The sequence below is a fragment of the Acinetobacter endophylla genome (genome assembly GCF_053543775.1).
Map to the genome: position 1 here is coordinate 34,249 of NZ_JBLVOM010000238.1, position 17,600 is coordinate 51,848.

At 43.1% G+C, this 17,600-nt stretch carries 16 protein-coding genes; 5 read left to right on the forward strand and 11 right to left on the reverse strand.

Translation table 11 applies throughout. The features are described from left to right. The first annotated feature begins 43 nt into the window (after positions 1–43). From alaS to csrA, 3 genes are all read left to right on the forward strand, one after another. Positions 44–2,737, forward strand: a complete 2,694-nt coding sequence (gene alaS, locus ACNPNW_RS09460; RefSeq protein WP_314103407.1) for an alanine--tRNA ligase — start codon at positions 44–46, stop codon at positions 2,735–2,737. A 64-nt stretch (positions 2,738–2,801) separates the two neighbouring features. Next, positions 2,802–4,082 carry an aspartate kinase gene (locus ACNPNW_RS09465; RefSeq protein ID WP_253173579.1) on the forward strand — a complete coding sequence of 427 codons (1,281 nt, stop codon included), beginning with the start codon at positions 2,802–2,804 and terminating at the stop codon, positions 4,080–4,082. 250 nt (positions 4,083–4,332) lie between these two features. Further along, positions 4,333–4,587 (forward strand): carbon storage regulator CsrA, encoded by a 255-nt coding sequence (gene csrA, locus ACNPNW_RS09470; RefSeq protein ID WP_004278972.1) that lies wholly within the window; start codon positions 4,333–4,335, stop codon positions 4,585–4,587. A gap of 95 nt (positions 4,588–4,682) precedes the next feature. On the opposite strand, the gene rnhB is transcribed toward csrA, so the two are convergent. Together rnhB and ACNPNW_RS09480 are read right to left on the reverse strand one after the other, a co-directional pair. Continuing rightward, on the reverse strand, positions 4,683–5,270 hold the full coding sequence (rnhB, locus tag ACNPNW_RS09475) for a ribonuclease HII (RefSeq protein ID WP_004278973.1): 588 nt from the start codon (positions 5,268–5,270) through the stop codon (positions 4,683–4,685). Positions 5,271–5,329: 59 nt separating this feature from the next. Beyond that, on the reverse strand, positions 5,330–5,701 hold the full coding sequence (locus ACNPNW_RS09480; protein ID WP_448766932.1) for a hypothetical protein: 372 nt from the start codon (positions 5,699–5,701) through the stop codon (positions 5,330–5,332). A 217-nt stretch (positions 5,702–5,918) separates the two neighbouring features. Between ACNPNW_RS09480 and ACNPNW_RS09485 the strand changes: the two genes are divergently transcribed. After that, the gene (locus ACNPNW_RS09485) at positions 5,919–6,482 is read left to right on the forward strand and encodes a cytochrome b (protein WP_026055720.1); all 564 of its coding nucleotides are present in this window, start codon (positions 5,919–5,921) and stop codon (positions 6,480–6,482) included. A gap of 43 nt (positions 6,483–6,525) precedes the next feature. Here the strand turns inward: ACNPNW_RS09485 and ACNPNW_RS09490 are convergent, their stop codons facing one another. The 4 genes from ACNPNW_RS09490 to yaaA form a co-directional block, all read right to left on the reverse strand. Then, entirely contained in the window at positions 6,526–6,879 is a 354-nt protein-coding gene (locus tag ACNPNW_RS09490; protein WP_448766933.1) for a hypothetical protein, read from the reverse strand. Between the two features lie 45 nt (positions 6,880–6,924). After that, positions 6,925–7,926, reverse strand: coding sequence for an adenosine deaminase (locus ACNPNW_RS09495; protein ID WP_448766934.1), 1,002 nt, complete (start codon positions 7,924–7,926; stop codon positions 6,925–6,927). A gap of 76 nt (positions 7,927–8,002) precedes the next feature. Beyond that, positions 8,003–9,325: an NCS2 family permease gene (locus ACNPNW_RS09500; RefSeq protein WP_004645563.1), complete on the reverse strand. Its 1,323-nt coding sequence runs from the start codon at positions 9,323–9,325 to the stop codon at positions 8,003–8,005. A gap of 1,181 nt (positions 9,326–10,506) precedes the next feature. Continuing rightward, the gene (gene yaaA, locus ACNPNW_RS09505) at positions 10,507–11,289 is read right to left on the reverse strand and encodes a peroxide stress protein YaaA (RefSeq protein ID WP_044113004.1); all 783 of its coding nucleotides are present in this window, start codon (positions 11,287–11,289) and stop codon (positions 10,507–10,509) included. A 123-nt stretch (positions 11,290–11,412) separates the two neighbouring features. On the opposite strand from yaaA, the gene ACNPNW_RS09510 reads away from it, so the two are divergent. Next, a complete protein-coding gene (locus ACNPNW_RS09510) occupies positions 11,413–12,045 on the forward strand; it encodes an alpha/beta hydrolase (RefSeq protein WP_448766935.1) in 633 nt (210 codons plus the stop codon). Positions 12,046–12,076: 31 nt separating this feature from the next. Here ACNPNW_RS09510 and ACNPNW_RS09515 read toward each other — a convergent pair whose 3' ends face one another. The 5 genes from ACNPNW_RS09515 to pheA form a co-directional block, all read right to left on the reverse strand. Further along, on the reverse strand, positions 12,077–12,619 hold the full coding sequence (locus ACNPNW_RS09515; protein WP_448766936.1) for a GNAT family N-acetyltransferase: 543 nt from the start codon (positions 12,617–12,619) through the stop codon (positions 12,077–12,079). Beyond that, positions 12,607–12,969 carry a hypothetical protein gene (locus ACNPNW_RS09520; RefSeq protein WP_004278984.1) on the reverse strand — a complete coding sequence of 121 codons (363 nt, stop codon included), beginning with the start codon at positions 12,967–12,969 and terminating at the stop codon, positions 12,607–12,609. The genes ACNPNW_RS09515 and ACNPNW_RS09520 overlap by 13 nt, the downstream gene beginning before the upstream one ends. Positions 12,970–13,068: 99 nt before the next feature. Then, positions 13,069–15,315, reverse strand: a complete 2,247-nt coding sequence (locus tag ACNPNW_RS09525; protein WP_448766937.1) for a bifunctional prephenate dehydrogenase/3-phosphoshikimate 1-carboxyvinyltransferase — start codon at positions 15,313–15,315, stop codon at positions 13,069–13,071. Positions 15,316–15,318: 3 nt separating this feature from the next. Then, on the reverse strand, positions 15,319–16,410 hold the full coding sequence (gene hisC / locus ACNPNW_RS09530) for a histidinol-phosphate transaminase (protein WP_004645569.1): 1,092 nt from the start codon (positions 16,408–16,410) through the stop codon (positions 15,319–15,321). Positions 16,411–16,476: 66 nt separating this feature from the next. Beyond that, complete coding sequence (gene pheA / locus ACNPNW_RS09535) at positions 16,477–17,586, reverse strand: prephenate dehydratase (RefSeq protein WP_004645570.1); 1,110 nt, start codon at positions 17,584–17,586, stop codon at positions 16,477–16,479. Between the last annotated feature and the right edge of the window lie 14 nt (positions 17,587–17,600).

Genomic DNA, 17,600 nt, shown 5'->3' on the forward strand with positions numbered 1-17,600 from the left:
TGTGGTGTTTTAGCCAAATCGGAAATTATGGAGTGACTTGGTTGTGAGTACTCGTTTTATGACATCAGCTGAAATTCGTGAAGCATTTTTGCGTTACTTTGAATCGCAAGGGCATACACGTGTCGCGTCGAGTTCTCTAGTACCTGCCAATGACCCAACTTTGCTGTTCACCAATGCTGGTATGAACCAGTTTAAAGATTGCTTCTTAGGTCTAGAAAAACGCGATTATGTACGTGCAGTGTCATCACAAAAATGCGTGCGCGCAGGTGGTAAGCACAACGACTTGGACAATGTAGGTTATACAGCACGTCACCACACTTTCTTTGAAATGTTGGGTAACTTCTCCTTTGGTGATTACTTCAAACGTGATGCGATCAAATTTGCTTGGGACTTTTTGACTAACGAAGAATGGCTTGGTCTTCCTAAAGATAAACTCTATGCAACCGTTTACCATACAGACGACGAAGCATTCGACATCTGGAACAAAGAAATCGGTCTAGACGCTTCTCGCATTATTCGTATTGGTGACAACAAAGGCGGTCAATACGCATCTGATAACTTCTGGGCAATGGGTGACACAGGTCCTTGTGGTCCATGTTCTGAAATCTTCTTTGACCATGGCGATCACATCTGGGGTGGCCTACCGGGTTCTCCTGAAGAAGATGGCGACCGTTTCATTGAAATCTGGAACAACGTTTTCATGCAGTTCAACCGTACTGCGGATGGCGTACTGCACCCTCTTCCAGCACCTTCTGTAGATACAGGTATGGGCTTGGAGCGTATTTCTGCTGTTTTACAGCACGTCAACTCAAACTACGAAATTGACTTATTCCAGCATTTACTTAAAGCTGCGGCTGAAATTATTGGTCTGGATACTACAGCGCTTGAAGCTGAAGCTGCTGAGAAAGGCACACCAGTTCAGTATCCTGCTTCATTGAAAGTCGTTGCTGACCATGCACGTTCATGTTCATTCCTGATTGCTGATGGCGTAAACCCATCGAATGAAGGTCGTGGTTATGTACTGCGTCGTATTATCCGTCGTGCAGTACGTCATGGTAACAAATTAGGCGCAACAGGTTCGTTCTTCCACAAAATGTTGAAGCCACTGATCGAAGTGATGGGCGATGCATACCCTGAACTTGCTGCTCAACAAGCACGTATCGAAGCACAACTTCTTAAAGAAGAAGAACAATTTGCCAAAACACTTGAGCAAGGTTTGAAATTGCTTGAAGGCGAATTGGCACAGTTAAAAGGTTCTGTGATTCCGGGCGAAGTGGTATTTAAACTTTACGACACTTATGGTTTCCCGACTGACTTGACTGCTGACATCGCACGTGAACGTGACTTAACCATTGATGAAGCCGGTTTCGAAACTGAAATGGCTGCACAGCGTCAACGCGCACGTGATGCAGGTAAATTCGCGATCGACTACAACAGCGTAGTTAAAGTTGAAGGCGAAACTCAGTTTGATGGTTATGACGCAACTGCAGGTGAAGGTCAAATCATCGCAATCTACAAAGATGGCGAGCAAGTTGATGAAGTGTTTGAAGGCGATGAAGCACTGATCGTACTCAACCAAACACCTTTCTACGCAGAAAGCGGCGGTCAAATCGGTGATACAGGTATCTTTAAAAACGATACTGGTATTTTCGAAGTTCAAGATACCAAAAAATCTGGTGGCGCATTTGTACACCAAGGTATCGTGACGATGGGTAACTTGAAAGTTACTCAAAATGTAGAAGCAACAGTAAAAGCAGATATTCGTGCAGCAACTGCGCGCAACCACTCTGCGACTCACCTGCTACATGCTGCGTTACGTCAAATTTTAGGTTCACATGTACAGCAAAAAGGTTCATTGGTTGCATCTGATGTGTTACGTTTTGACTTTGCCAATGACCAACCTGTAAGCTTTGAACAGCTGCAAGAAATTGAACGCTTGGTCAATGCTGAAGTGATTGCCAATACTGCGGTGTCTACTGAACTTCTGGATATCGAGTCTGCGAAGGCTAAAGGCGCGATGATGCTGTTTGGTGAGAAATATGGTGACGAAGTACGTGTACTGTCTATGGGTTCAGTGATTGAAGAGAAAAACTTCTCAATCGAACTTTGCGGTGGTATTCACGTAAAACGTACCGGTGATATCGGTCTGTTCAAAATCACCTCTGAAGGTGGTGTGGCAGCCGGTGTACGTCGTATTGAAGCAGTAACAGGCACTAAAGCAGTTGAAGTTGCGCAAAAAGCCGATCGCGATATCAATACGATTAACGGTTTGCTCAAAGCACAAAAAGACCAGACTTTAGAAAAAGTTGAAGCGTTGGTTGATACTGCATCGAGCTTGCAGAAACAGATCGAACAACTCAATCAAAAACTTGCTAGCCTGCAAGCCGGTGAACTTCTAAGCCAAGTTCAAAGCATTGCAGGTCGTGCAACCTTGATTACAACTGTTGAAAACATGGATGCGAAAGCACTTCGCAACCTGCACGACGGTGTGAAATCAAAATTAGAAAATGCAGTGATTGTTCTTGCAGGTGTAGAGGGTGACAAGGTGAGCTTGATCGCATCTGTGGCAAAAGACTTTACTGCTTCTATTAAAGCAGGTGACATCATCAAACATTTAGCGACTGAGCTAGGTGGTAAAGGTGGTGGTAAACCTGACTTGGCACAAGGTGGCGCGCCACTTAACGAGAAGTTTGCTCCAGTGATGGCAGATTTAACTGCCTGGCTTGCAGCAAAATAAAACTTCAATTTTGTGTAACTGACCCTGATAGGTACATCAGGGTCATGGCTTATATGGAACAACTATGGCATTAATCGTTCAAAAATATGGCGGTACCTCTATGGGTACTCCCGAGCGCATTTTAAATGTTGCTCGTCGTGTAAAGCGCTGGCATGACCACGGCCACAAGGTAGTGGTAGTGGTATCAGCAATGAGTGGCGAAACCAATCGTCTGCTTGCTTTAGCGAAGGCCATTACCGAAACCCCTGACCCACGTGAACTAGACCAAATGGTATCTACGGGTGAACAGGTTACGATTTCTATGTTAGCAATGGCGCTGAACTCAATTGGAGTTGAAGCAAAATCACTAACAGGTCGCCAGGTTGGCATGAAAACCGACAGCTCATTCAATAAGGCACGTATCGAATCCATTGATACTGAAGTCCTAAACTCAAATCTGGATGCAGGCCGCGTACTTGTCGTTGCCGGTTTCCAGGGTTTTGATGAACATGGCAATACCACCACTTTAGGGCGTGGCGGTTCTGATACTTCAGGTGTTGCAATTGCTGCCGCCCTTAAAGCAGATGAATGCCAGATTTATACCGACGTTGACGGTGTCTATACGACCGATCCACGTGTTGCACCAAAAGCAAAAAAAGTTGATCGTATTTCATTTGAAGAAATGCTTGAGATGGCGTCACTCGGTTCGAAAGTCCTGCAAATTCGTTCAGTTGAATTCGCTGGTAAATACCAGGTGCCTTTACGCGTATTATCAAGCTTCGACAATGACAACGATGGCGCATTCGACGAAGAGTTTAAGCAAAACGTTGGTACACTTATTACGACTGAATTGGAAGACAACATGGAACAGCCAATTATCTCCGGTATCGCATTTAACCGTGACGAAGCAAAATTAACTATATTAGGTGTGCCTGACGAACCGGGTATTGCTTCTAAAATTTTGTGCCCGATTGGTGATGCCAATGTTGAAGTGGATATGATTATCCAGAACGTTGAAGAAGATGGTACAACTGATTTCACTTTTACTGTGAACCGTGGCGAATTAAATAAAGCCAAAGCCATTCTTGAAGCGACTGCTCAAGAAATTGGCGCACGTGAAGTTGCGACCCGTTCAGATATCGTAAAAGTATCGATCGTAGGTGTAGGCATGCGTTCTCATGCCGGTGTAGCGAGCAAAATGTTTACAGCATTGGCAGATGAAGGTATTAACATCCTGATGATCTCGACGTCTGAAATCAAGATTTCTGTGATCATTGAAGAAAATTATCTTGAACTTGCGGTTCGTTCATTGCATACCGCATTCGGTTTAGACCGTGAACAAGGCGAATCTAGCGTACGTGCTTAATCGTTAAGACAGAATATTGTCATTGTTTGACAGTATTTTATAAAAGTCTACAAAAATGCAGAGCCACTATAGTTTTTTTTATAGTGGCTCTGTTATATTAAGCCTGAGGATTTTTAACCAGCTGAGATAGATTAAAATCTTTCACCCAGATGACAGAATTTCTATCCAGATCTTATTTTGTAATTTTTGGTTGTGCTTTTTGTTTTACATTCAATAGATTGCAGGTTTTGCATTTTGCAAGGAGAAAAACATGCTGATTCTGACTCGACGCGTCGGGGAAACTTTAATGATTGGTGATCAAGTCAGTGTGACTGTGCTTGGTGTAAAAGGTAACCAGGTTCGTATCGGGGTAAATGCTCCGAAAGAAGTCTCTGTGCACCGTGAAGAGATTTACCAGCGTATCCAGCATGAACGTGCAATGCATGAACATCTTCAACATATCGATCAAGATTACCAACCTTCTTATGAAGACGATAGCCAGACACAAAATAACTTTAACCGTTAATGTTTGTGCGAAGAATAAAGCGGCTTTTGAGCCGCTTTAAATTTGTCTAAATTTTATACAAAAATATTAAATACTTAGATAATTTAAAATAAAACTTAAAGTTCTGCACCCTGCTGTAATGCTGCAATCACCTTTTTTACCGGCCCAAAACTGCGACGATGCTCATCAATCACGCCATGTAAGGCAATCGCTTCAAAATGTGCCTTGGTCGGATAACCCTTGTGCTTGGCAAAGCCAAATTGCGGATGCTTCTGGTCCATCTCGATCATCTGATGATCACGGGTTACTTTCGCCAGAATACTGGCTGCTGAAATTTCAGCATGCAGTGCATCACCACCCACCACGGCATCACAGCTCATAGCAAGGCCCTGTGGAATCTTGTTGCCATCGACCAATACATGCTCAGGCTGAACTGGCAAAGCTTCTACAGCACGGCGCATGGCCAGCAAAGAAGCTTGCAAAATATTATGTTCATCAATCTCTGCCGCAGAAGCCTCAGCAATGGCCCATGCCAGCGCTTTTTCCTGAATCTCGATAAAAAGTTTTTCACGCTTCTTTTCAGTGAGTTTTTTAGAATCATTTAAACCCTCAATCGGGTTGTTCGGATCCAAAATAACTGCCGCAGCGACCACCGAACCCACTAATGGCCCACGCCCTGCTTCATCTACACCAGCAATCTTCATGTCTATTTTTCCATAAAAAATAGGCTGAACCAGTCAGCCTATTTCAATTTAATCTTGGCTTAGTTTACAGCTTCAGCTACACAAGCGTTAATGGTTTTTGCAACCACATTGCCGACAATCGCCGCACGTGCTGCCGGGTCAATCGCTGCAGTCGCCAAATCTACCGCTGTTACGCTTTGGGGTGCTTTTTCGCTGACACAGCCACAAATTTCAGTCTGGATATTCTGCTTTTGGGTCGTAGTCATTAGACGTGTAGCTGTTTGCCATGCTGGAATATTATTCAGCTCAGTCGTACATTTTGCATTGATCGCGATTTTAAGCGCAGCCCCACCCAGCTGTTGAGTCGTGGTTTGCGTTTCAGGGCTGCCTGTTGTTGCACAAGCCGATAAAACCAAAGTAAGCGGAGCAAGTGCAGCCAATAATTTTTTCACAGATCTGTTCCTTGTTTATTCATATATGAAGCGTGACGCTATTGTGCCGAAATTCACCTGAATAAGAAATCTATAAATCATCCTGAATGTTTAATCTGCACCCAGCCATTTCAATGGATGTTGCATGAAAGCCACCATAGCGTTGCAGATTTGGAATTGCTGGGCTGATTCGCCCTTTGCTAAGGTGCATCCATCTTTGAGGGCAATCGAAAATCACATGGAAAAAGTACAATATTACACGCGCACGGCACAATGGTTGCACTGGATCATGGCAGTTATCTTTATTGCGGCCTGGCTGATTGGTTTTTATAGTGGGAATTTTTTAAGTTATGAGGTCGATGGCAGCTTTAAAGGCGATGTCATTACCCTGCATAAAAATATCGCCACCACCATTATTTTCCTGTTGGTTGTGCGAATTTTCTGGCGTTATACCCATCCTGCCCCTGAACTACCGGACACTATGTCACCCCGGATGAAAACTTTGGCACATGCAGGTCATCTGGCTTTGTATTTTATGCTGATTGCTCTACCTGTCACCGGCTGTTTATATAGCTGGAGTCTGGGCTATCCAGCACCAGTGCTATATTTATTTAACCTGCCGGCACTGATTGCAGAAAATCCGGCTGTAACCGCGATCGTAAAACCCCTGCATATCTGGCTTTCCTGGGCAGTTGGCTTACTTTTAGTTGGACATATTTTCGCAGCACTGAAACATCATTTTATCGATAAAGATCATGTACTCAACAGCATGACCCGACAATCCAAATCTTCTAAAAAATAATCTGCAAAACCACACTCAATCAGCTTTCATTGCAAAGCTGATTTTATTTTAAGAACTCGGTCATGCAGCCTTTCAGACTGTTTGCAATAGCCTGTTGCGTGAGTTTTGACTTTACTTCTTCATCCAGAGTCGCTTTCAGTAAAGTACTGGCTGGAATATCCTTGAGTGCATGCTCACCTACACATGAACAGACATTCTGTTCAAGTTCAGCTTTATTTTTGTCCTGCATAAAATAGGTCGAGGCAGTCCAGAATTTAGACGCTTTCAATTCTTTTGCACATTGGTATTCAATCACGGGCTTTAAAGTACGCTGTGTCAAAGTCATATCCGCATTTGAGCAAGCAGATATCAACACGGTACTGATGAGCAGAATTACATGTTTCAATTTCATATCCATCTATAAAAACAAAGGCAGAGCGAACCCTGCCTATTATTTAAAAACTTAAACCAGGGCACGGATCTGGTTGATCCATTGCTCTTTATCAGCATCGGTAATAAAAGAAGCTTCAAACGAGTTGATGGCCAACTGCTTCAATTCGTCGTTGCTTAAATCCAGTGCTTCGGCAATGGCAATAAAATTGTCATTCATATAACCACCAAAATAAGATGGATCATCTGAATTGACCGTGACATGCACGCCTTGCTGTAAGAGGCGACGGATATTATGCTGCTGCATATCATCCACGACGCAGAGTTTCAGGTTTGACAATGGGCAAACCGTCAGTGGCATCTTTTCTGCGATCAGGCGCTGCATTAACGCCGGATCTTCTTCCGAACGTACACCATGATCAATACGATTCACTTTCAGCAAATCTAAAGCTTCCCAGACATAGGCTGCCGGGCCTTCCTCACCTGCATGTGCTACAACCAAGAAACCTGCTTCACGCGCTTTAGCAAAGACACGTTCAAACTTTGAAGGTGGATGCCCGACTTCACTTGAGTCCAAACCGACTGCAATAATCTGGTCTTTATAAGGTAAGGCCTGTTCCAATGTTGCAAATGCAGCATCTTCACTTAAATGACGCAAGAAGCACATAATCAGATGTGAACTGATACCCAGTTTAGTTTTGGCATCATCACAGGCTTTTTGCAAGCCGTTGATCACGGTTGCAAAAGCAACGCCACGATCGGTATGGGTCTGTGGATCAAAGAACATTTCAGTATGCACGACCCGGTCTTCAGCACATTTCTCAAAATACGCCCAGGCCAGATCATAAAAATCCTGTTCATGAATCAATACAGTAGCACCAGCATAATAAATATCCAGGAAGGACTGAAGATTATGAAAGTTATAGGCCTGTTTAACTTCTTCAACAGATTTATACGGGATGGCAATTTTATTACGCTGAGCGATCGCAAACATTAGCTCAGGCTCAAAAGTGCCCTCAATATGAACATGAAGCTCGGCTTTTGGCAAAGCTCGAATCAACTCAAGACGGTTCATCGCTTCTCCTTATGAAACCTAAAATAATAAAAAAAGGGTGCAAACTGAGTTTACACCCTTTCCAAATCTAGAAAAATTAGCCGCCAAATAGTGCGAATTTAAGCGTCCATAGTACTGCAATAATCCAGACCATATACGGTACAGTTGATGCTTTACCGGTTAACAATTTGATCAGTGCATAGCTGATGAAGCCCATCGCAATACCATCCGCAATCGAATAGGTAAATGGCATAAATACAATGGTTAAAAATGCAGGAACTGCTTCTGTAATATCTTCCCAGTCAATATGCACGATACCTTGAATCATTAAGACACCGACAAATAACAGCGCTGGCGCGGTTGCAAAGCTTGGTACAGACTGTGCCAATGGAGCCAGGAACAAACAGGCAACAAACAGGATACCGACTACAACAGCAGTTAGACCTGTACGACCACCGGCTGCTACGCCTGCAGAAGATTCAATGTATGGTGTAGTCGATGAGGTACCTAAAGCTGCACCTGCAACAATTGCAGAAGAGTCAGCAAAAAGTGCTTTTTTCAAACGCGGCAGTTTGCCATCTTTCAACAAGCCTGCACGGTGTGAAACACCTACGAGCGTACCGGTTGAGTCAAACAGATCAACCAGAAAGAAGACAAAAATCACGCCAATTAAACTGGCAGTGAACAGACCTTCAAAGCTCATTTGCATAAATGTGGGTGCAATCGATGGCACTGCGCCAACCACACCTTTAAATTCACTCAGACCCAATGCTGCTGAAATACCGGTTAACACCAAAATACTGATGATGATCGCACCACGCACTTTAAAGTGATGCATCACAACAACCAAAAGGAAACCAAATAATGCAAGCAAAACCGATGGTTGTTTTAAATCACCCAAACCTACCAACGTAGCGGGATTATCCACAATCAGGCCGGCATTTTTCAAAGCAATCAGCGCCAAGAATAAGCCAATACCACCACCGATGGCCAGTTTCAGCGACATTGGAATCGCATTTACAATGGCTTCACGGATTTTGAACATGCTGATCGCAATAAACACAAGACCGGAGATAAACACAGCCCCGAGTGCTGTTTGCCAAGGCACACCCATTCCCAAACAGACGGAATAGGTAAAGAAGGCATTTAAGCCCATGCCTGGTGCAAGTGCAATTGGATAATTTGCAATCAAGCCCATGACTAAACAGCCAATCGCGGCTGCAAGACAGGTTGCTACAAAGACAGCCCCATGATCCATCCCCGTTTCGGACAAAATCATCGGATTGACAATAATGATGTAACACATCGTTAAGAATGTTGTCACACCAGCAAGAACTTCTGTACGGAAACTGGTTTTGTTTTCACTCAGTTTAAACAGACGTTCAAGCATACTTTCTGAAGATGGATTAGGAGTCGTCATGACCTAGCCCCTATTGAGTAAACTTTATGCTTTAAGCAAGCCGTCAAATAAATGAAATTTTATAAAAAAATTCATCAATTTTAAGGATGTGTTAGCAACGAATATGCCAGCATAGCCATTTGACGGGTTAAAATGTTGGAACAGCTTACAGCCCCAGGGCTATGCTATAAAAACCCAAAAAAAATCTAAACAAAAAAGCTGCATAACCTTTATGCAGCTTTATTTTCTCGATTTAAATCAAATGCTTAACAAGATGAATTCTGCTTCATCCTGATCGTTGGCAAATTATAACACATTGATTTCTTATTGCTTATTTGATTTTACACTTTATTAGAAATTAATATATTCCAGGTGAATATTTAAAAAAATTTATTATATTTATTATGGTTTTAATTTTATTAATCCAGCCCAATTGGCGGGAGGAAGATATATAACCTGCTTAATGTCGATGCCGATTGGATTCCAGCAATTTGCTTGAATCACGTCCATCGTTCAAGACATGACGGATCTTTTCATATTTTCTGATTTCTGACTGTTTATGGACACAAAATCCTAATAAACTGATCATTAAGGCAAAAACAGGGATAGCATATATTTTCATTTTTATTATGCCGCTTTGTAACACTATGCAATTATGCTAACAAAAAACCTAACAAACTTGTGACATAGTTTACATTTAACCCGATAGAAGGCATTTATTTATCCTCTAAATATTAATTTTATGTCGTTTTATTTATTAATACTTAATTAATTTATAATTCTTTTTTTCAAAATATCGATACTATTAAAAATTCTTTCAAATAAACAATAAATAATTGAATTTAATATATTTTTTAAACAACCTAAAAGAAGTTTATTCAAAATTAAAATATGTAGATAAATGAAATCTAACCTATTCAATAGAACTTATTTCGGTTTATTTTATCGGCCTTTTCCAAGAATGCTCAACTTTAATTTTTAAAATAAAATGATCTAAATAAGGGAGATTTTGCGAGGGATTTCAAAGTGTTTAACGATATTTTTTATTTTTAACTATCTTGAAGTTTTCATTATGCAGTTCATCCATACTTCACTCATCATAGAGGCAAATCGTTGAACACTAGTTAAGAACCTGACCATAATAAATACATCCCAGTATCCAACATATATATCCTCATGCTGGATACTGGGAATCATCTCATTTATGCACTCAGTTGTTCATCACGCTTAAACACCAGTTCTCCCTTGAGTGAACTGTCTGCATCAAAATAATAGCCATCGCTATTAAAAGCTTTCAGTTCTTCGACATGATCAATTTTATTTTCAATCATAAAACGTGCCATGAGGCCGCGTGCTTTTTTGGCATAGAAACTAATCACTTTATATTTGCCATTTTTCTGATCCAGAAATACCGGCTTGATAATGTCTGCCTGAATTTTGCGCTCGTTGACTGATTTGTAATATTCATCAGAAGCAATATTCACCAGAATTTCAGAATTTGCTGCGGTTAAATCCTGATTAATCAGATCAGTAATGTGATGAGCCCAGAACTCATATAGATTATGCCCACGGGAATTGGCTAACTTGGTTCCCATTTCCAGACGGTACGGCATCATTAGATCCAAAGGACGTAAGAGTCCATATAATCCAGACAACATGCGTAAACGGTCTTGTGCATAGTGCAGATCTTCATGTTTTAAACTATAGGCATCCAGACCTGTATAGACATCGCCTTTAAATGCAAAAATCGCCTGACGGGCATTGGCTAAATTAAAATCCGGTTGCCAGTCATTAAAACGTGCGGTATTTAAAGTGGCAATTTTTTCACTAACACTCATTAAGCTGGAAATTTCTGTTGCAGAAAGTGTGCGACAAACGTTGATCAAGTCCTGTGAATGTTCTAATAATCTCGCTTGAGTAAATTGGTCAGTCGGTAATGGAGTATCGTAATCGAGAGTTTTGGCTGGAGAAATTAAAGCGAGCATGGCAACCTGGTCAAAAAATGATTAATCAAACTATATCAGTCTGCTTATTTTAATTCCAATTCATGTTTTTATTCACCATAATCGTTAAAATGCACGATTCTCCTGTTAATCATCGGTTTTTATATGCCCGAGCAAATTTTTCTTCAAGGGCCTGCGGGTCAGATTGAAGTTTTTGTGGATTATCCTCAGGGTGAAGTGAAAGGATTCGCGGTAGTTTGTCACCCTCATCCATTGCAAGGCGGTACACCACAACATAAGGTTCCGGTTTTACTGGCACAAATGTATCTGGAACGTGGCTGTATTGTGTATCGTCCAAGTTTCCGTGGTTCTGGTCAAAGTGAAGGTATACACGACGAGGGCTTCGGTGAAACAAATGATGTATTAGAAGTCATTCGGTTCGCTCGCAACCAGCATATTGCCCTGCCTTTTTATGCAGGCGGTTTTAGTTTTGGTGCGCATGTCATGGCAAAAAGCTATGCAGCCTTACCAGTAGAATTGCAACCACAGCAAACCATTTTATGTGGTCTGCCGACTGCAACAGTGGCTGGTATTCGTCATTATGTGACACCCGCCATTAAAGGTGACATTCTGTTCATTCATGGTGAAGCCGATGAAGTAACTTTGCTCTCAGATATGATTGAATGGGCAAAGCCACAACGCCATTTAGTGACCGTATTACCTGGTGCCAACCACTTCTTTACCGGCTATTTAAAGCAATTGCGGATCGCAATGACCCGGTACTTAGCGCTTGGCTAAATAAAAAACCCATCAAATGATGGGTTTTTTATTAAAAGACAAAATCTTCTGCAAAAATTTCATACATCAAAGCCCGATATTTAGGCTTATCGATGTAGCGGATAATTTTTCCGCCCAAGCGTTCTGCAATTTTACGGCTAGCCCAGTTTTCTTCTGCTACCGGGTAGCTTAAAACTTGAATCCCTAATGTATTGAAAGCATAAGCCACAACACAATGCACTACCTCATGTCCATAATGATGACCATGTGCAGTTTCACGAATCCAAATACCGACTTCAGGTATTTCATCATGAAGTCGATGCAAACCACATAGCCCAATAAATTCTTGTGTTTCAATATGACGGATCACAAATACATATTCTTTATAATCAGTCATATTTTCCAGCCAATTTTGCCAGACTGTTGCAAATCCCTGTTCAGATTGTGGTGGGTCCCACGCCATAAAACGTGTCAAACTCGGCGTAATTGAAGCATAAGTTTCTTTGGCATCGGCTGATTTAAAACAATTCAGGATCAAGCGTTTACTTTGCAGTGTAGGCAAAGCTGATTGAGTCTGTTGAATTAGCTCTTCCATTCAAACTCGCTAAAGCGTTCCTGCTCTTTTAGAGAGGTTTCCACTGCCTGTGCAAGCTGATTAAGCAAACTTCTTTCGGTGATACGATCCAGCCAGTCCTGTTCTTCTTCAGGATATGAGGCAATCTCACAGACCAGATGCCCTTGTTCATCTCTGGTTTCGCAACTCACTGATAAAGGCAGCGCATGTTCTTCTACGCTGACGGCAACCTGAGCACCACTTTGGCTTAAGGTCTGAAAACCGTATTTACCTAATTTTTCGGCAAGTAAATGTGCTACATATTCCTGGGTTTCTTGACCATCCCGTGGTGTTTGGCTCTGGGTATTGGCCATGAATTTTAATTTTCGCATCGCTACTTCCAAATGGCTTTTTTCTTATATGGGTTTAGCATAAGCAATATAAACAAAACAGCCAAGCAAAAGCTTGGCTGTTTCACATAATTTTAAAAATTATTCTGATACTTGAATTGGCAGTCCTGCGATTGAGGTCAATTCTGTGAAGGTCGGGAAACTGGTTGCGACCGTTTCGGTTCCGACAATCTTGATCTGCTCCGAATTACGCAAACCGGCAATCGAAAAACTCATCGCGATACGGTGATCATGATGTGATTCAATTTCACCACCCGTAAAGATTGGCAACCAGTCACCGGACTTACCCTTACCTTCAATGATGATGCCATCTTCAGTTGGGGTACAGTCGATGCCCATGGTTTGAAGACCATCTGCCATGACCTGAATACGATCCGATTCTTTCACGCGAAGCTCGGCAGCGCCGGTCAGAATCGTCTGACCTTCAGCACATGCAGCGGCAATGAATAGCGCCGGGAATTCATCAATTGCTAATGGCACCTGATCTTCCGGCATATGAATCCCTTTTAATGTACGTGTACCACGAATACGGATATCAGCAATCGGTTCACCGCCTACAATACGCTCGTTTTCAACTGTAATGTCCGCACCCATTTGCTTGAGGATTTCAATCACACCAGTACGGGTCGGGTTAATGCCTACCGCTTCAAGGGTGACGTCCGAATTTTCAGTAATGGCCGCACCCACCATAAAGAAGGCTGCTGAAGAAATATCTGAAGGCACTTGAATGTTGGTACCCACTAACTTGCCGCCACCTTGCAGGGAAATTCGGTTGCCTTCTGTTTTCACTTCATAACCAAATGCACGCAGCATACGTTCAGTATGGTCGCGTGTTGGTTCTGGTTCAGTCACCGAAGTTTCACCTTCCGCCCATAGACCTGCAAGTAGAATCCCTGATTTCACCTGAGCAGAGGCCATTGGCAAATCGTACTGAATCCCTTTAAGGTTTTGATTGCCGGTGATGGATACAGGTGGTGTACCGCGTTCACCTGTGGTCTGAATTTGCGCACCCATTTCACGTAAAGGCTTGGCAATACGCTCCATTGGACGCTTGGATAAAGATGCGTCACCAGTCATGACTGAATCAAATTTTTGTGCAGCCAGCATACCCGACAACAAACGCATTGAAGTGCCCGAGTTGCCCATATAAATGGCAGACTGTGGCGCTTTAAGGCCATGCATGCCAACACCATGAATGGTCACTTCACCATTTTTAGGGCCTTCAATGCTCACACCCATATCACGGAAAGCTTGCAGTGTCGCTAGAGCATCCTCACCTTCCAAAAAGCCGGTCACATGTGTGGTACCTTCTGCAATCGCACCAAACATGATCGAGCGATGTGACACAGATTTGTCACCTGGCACGGTAAATTTACCCTGAAATTTCTTGGCACCCGGCTGAATGGTAAATTGTTGTGTCACTTTATTTTTCTCCATGAAAGGTTTCTTGGCGAGCATATGGTTGAAATGCTGGCGAGCTGCCTGCGCATGACCCAATAAGCCCATCAATGCGTGGGAATCTTCATCTTCAATCAATTTGCGGATAATCGCGAGCTGCTGTTCAAAGCCATCAACAGCATTCAGAACTGCTTTTTTGTTGGCAAAAAAGATGTCATGCCACATTTGTGGATCGCTGGCGGCAATTCGCGAGAAATCCCGGAAGCCACCGGCAGCATAACGAAATATATCTAAATTGTCTTCACGCTTGGCCAGTTGCTCAACCAGGTTAAAGGCCATGAGATGCGGAAGATGACTGGTATGCGCTAGCACTTCATCGTGCTTGTCGACATCCATACAAATCACTTCGGCTTTCGCCGCTTGCCACAGCTGAATCAGTTTATCGACGGCCCAGCCTGCACTACTTGGCAGTGGCGTCAAAATCACCTTATGATTGGCAAATAAATCGACTTTTCCTGCATGTACACCAGTATGTTCTGCACCTGCAATCGGATGGCCCGGTACAAAACCTTCAGGTAGTGCATCGCCAAAGACTGCTTTCGCTGCATCGACTACATTGCCTTTAGTACTACCGACATCAGTGATAATGGTATTGGCAGATAAATAAGGCTTGATGGCTTCCAGCACCTTTTGCGTGGCACGCACCGGTAATGCAAGCACTACCAGATCAGCACCTTTGACCGCTTCCACAGGATCTGCATAGCCTTCGGAAATCAGGCCAAGAGATTTAGCATCTTCCAAAGTCTTTTGTGAACGTGTCGATGCAACAATGTCATTGGCCAAATGCTCGGCTCGAATGACACGCGCCAGACTTGAACCAATCAGTCCAAGCCCGATAAATGCAACTTTTTCAAACAGTGGCTGCGACATGGTTTAAGCTTTTGCCTCTAAACCGAGTACTTTAGCCAATGCGCTCAAGAATTTCGCATTTTCTGCTTCAGTACCAATCGATACGCGAATGTGATTTGAAATACCAACCGGACGCACAATCACCCCTTGTTTGAGCAAACCATTGAAGGTTGCTGATGGGTCTGCCTGTACATCTACCAGAATAAAGTTGGCACGTGAAGGCACATAGTTAAGACCCAAAGCCTTAAAGCCAGCTTCAAGTTGCGCCATACCGGCTTTATTCACTTCACGAGAACGCGCGATAAAGTCTTCATCTTTCAGTGCAGCCACCGCAGCCACCATCGCAAGATGGTTGACATTAAATGGTTGACGAATACGGTTCAGGTAATCTGTCACTTCAACTGAAGCCAGAGCAAAACCAACACGTAGTGCAGCCAAACCATAACACTTCGACAAAGTACGGCTAACGATCAGGTTTGGATATTGCGCAAGGAATTTCAAGCTGTTGAAGTTTTCCGGGAAATATTCCACATAGGCTTCATCCAGAACCACGATGACATTAGCAGGAACTTTTTGCATGAAAGCTTCAAATTCAGCTTCTTCGAACCAGGTTCCCGTCGGATTATTCGGGTTTGCAATGAAGACGAGTTTGGTGTTGTCCTGAATGGCAGCCGCCATTGCTTCCAAGTCATGCGAGAAGCCTTTAGCTGGTACTTCAATCGCTTGCGCATTAATGGCTTGAGTTACCAATGCATAAACCGCAAAAGCATGCTGGCTATACACCACCGAATCATTTTCTGAAACGAATGCACGGGCAAACATTTCCAGTAAGTCATTTGAACCATTCCCCAAGGTAATCTGATCATGATTAAAACCAAACTGGGTTTTGATCTGATCTTTCAGGATAAAACCACCACCATCTGGATAACGGCCAATTTCAGCAATTTCCGCAGCGACCGCTTCTTTGACTTTATCTGAACAACCCAGCGGGTTTTCATTTGAAGCCAGTTTGACGATATCAGTAAGACCCAACTCGCGCTCAAGTTCACTGATCGGCTTACCCGGTTGATATGGCTTTAATTTTGAGATGCCTGAATTAGCTGGAACAAACGACATTTTAGACTTCCAATTTTAAATATAAAACAGTGGTCAGCACCCTCGCCCTGACCACGGATAGCTGACTTAAAGTACAGCTGCAGGATATGAACCGAGTACGCGAACTTCTTTGACCAAAGGACGAATTTCTTCAATGGCTGCTTTCACGTGTTCCTGCTCAATATGGCCTTCAAGATCAATGAAGAACACATAAGCCCATTTTTCAGGAAGTGCAGGACGGGTTTCAATACTGGTCAGACTGATATTGTGCTTGGCAAACGGCGCCAGAATTTCCAGCAAAGCTCCGGCACGATCATGCGCTGAGATTAGTAATGAAGTCTTGTCATTACCACTTTGAGGCACTTTTTCACGACCAATCACCAGGAAGCGTGTGGTATTTTCCGGATTGTCCTCGATATTGCTATGCATGATTTCGAGATCATAGATACTCGCAGCAATTTCAGAGGCAATCGCAGCAGAATGCCATTCATTACGAATACGGCGCGCTGCTTCCGCATTGGAACTTAAAGCGACACGTTCCACACCTGGATAATGAGCATCCAGCCACTTACGACACTGTGCCAAAGTCTGCTGATGCGCATAAATCTGTTTGATGCTGTCTTTACGGGTATTTTCAGAAATCAGGAACTGATGGTGAATCGGTAATTCAACTTCGCCAATCACATTCAGGTTCGAGGTTTTGAAACAGTCTAAAGTATGGTTAACCACGCCTTCAGAGGAATTTTCTACCGGCACCAGACCATAATGGGCACTACCCGCTTCCACGTCACGGAAAACTTCATCAATGGTCGGTAAAGGACGAACCACAGCATCATGGCCAAAGTGCTTGAGTACCGCAGAATGAGTATAGGTCCCGACTGGTCCCAAGAAAGCAATGCTTTGCGGAGCTTCAAGTGCAAGACAGGCCGACATGATTTCACGGAACAGACGTGCCATGGTGGTATCAGACAATGGCCCTTCATTACGTTCCATGACATTACGCAAAACCTGAGCTTCACGTTCTGGACGGTAAAACAGCGGATTCTCTTCTGAGGCAAACTTTGCTTTTGCCACAGCTTCAGCCAAACGTGCCCGACGGTTAATCAATTGCTGAATTTGCTGATCAACAGAATCGATATCTTCACGAATTTTTGCCAAATCAAGAGAAGTCGTGGTGTTTTGATCGTCGTTGATCATTGTTCTGTCGCCCT

Coding starts and splice junctions, on each gene's coding strand:
- ACNPNW_RS09465 (WP_253173579.1), top strand. CDS start 2,802: ATGGCATTAATCGTTCAAAAATATGGCGGTACCTCTATGGGTACTCCC.
- csrA (WP_004278972.1), top strand. CDS start 4,333: ATGCTGATTCTGACTCGACGCGTCGGGGAAACTTTAATGATTGGTGAT.
- rnhB (WP_004278973.1), bottom strand. CDS start 5,270: ATGAAGATTGCTGGTGTAGATGAAGCAGGGCGTGGGCCATTAGTGGGT.
- ACNPNW_RS09485 (WP_026055720.1), top strand. CDS start 5,919: ATGGAAAAAGTACAATATTACACGCGCACGGCACAATGGTTGCACTGG.
- ACNPNW_RS09490 (WP_448766933.1), bottom strand. CDS start 6,879: ATGGATATGAAATTGAAACATGTAATTCTGCTCATCAGTACCGTGTTG.
- ACNPNW_RS09495 (WP_448766934.1), bottom strand. CDS start 7,926: ATGAACCGTCTTGAGTTGATTCGAGCTTTGCCAAAAGCCGAGCTTCAT.
- ACNPNW_RS09500 (WP_004645563.1), bottom strand. CDS start 9,325: ATGACGACTCCTAATCCATCTTCAGAAAGTATGCTTGAACGTCTGTTT.
- yaaA (WP_044113004.1), bottom strand. CDS start 11,289: ATGCTCGCTTTAATTTCTCCAGCCAAAACTCTCGATTACGATACTCCA.
- ACNPNW_RS09510 (WP_448766935.1), top strand. CDS start 11,413: ATGCCCGAGCAAATTTTTCTTCAAGGGCCTGCGGGTCAGATTGAAGTT.
- ACNPNW_RS09515 (WP_448766936.1), bottom strand. CDS start 12,619: ATGGAAGAGCTAATTCAACAGACTCAATCAGCTTTGCCTACACTGCAA.
- ACNPNW_RS09520 (WP_004278984.1), bottom strand. CDS start 12,969: ATGCGAAAATTAAAATTCATGGCCAATACCCAGAGCCAAACACCACGG.
- ACNPNW_RS09525 (WP_448766937.1), bottom strand. CDS start 15,315: ATGTCGCAGCCACTGTTTGAAAAAGTTGCATTTATCGGGCTTGGACTG.
- hisC (WP_004645569.1), bottom strand. CDS start 16,410: ATGTCGTTTGTTCCAGCTAATTCAGGCATCTCAAAATTAAAGCCATAT.
- pheA (WP_004645570.1), bottom strand. CDS start 17,586: ATGATCAACGACGATCAAAACACCACGACTTCTCTTGATTTGGCAAAA.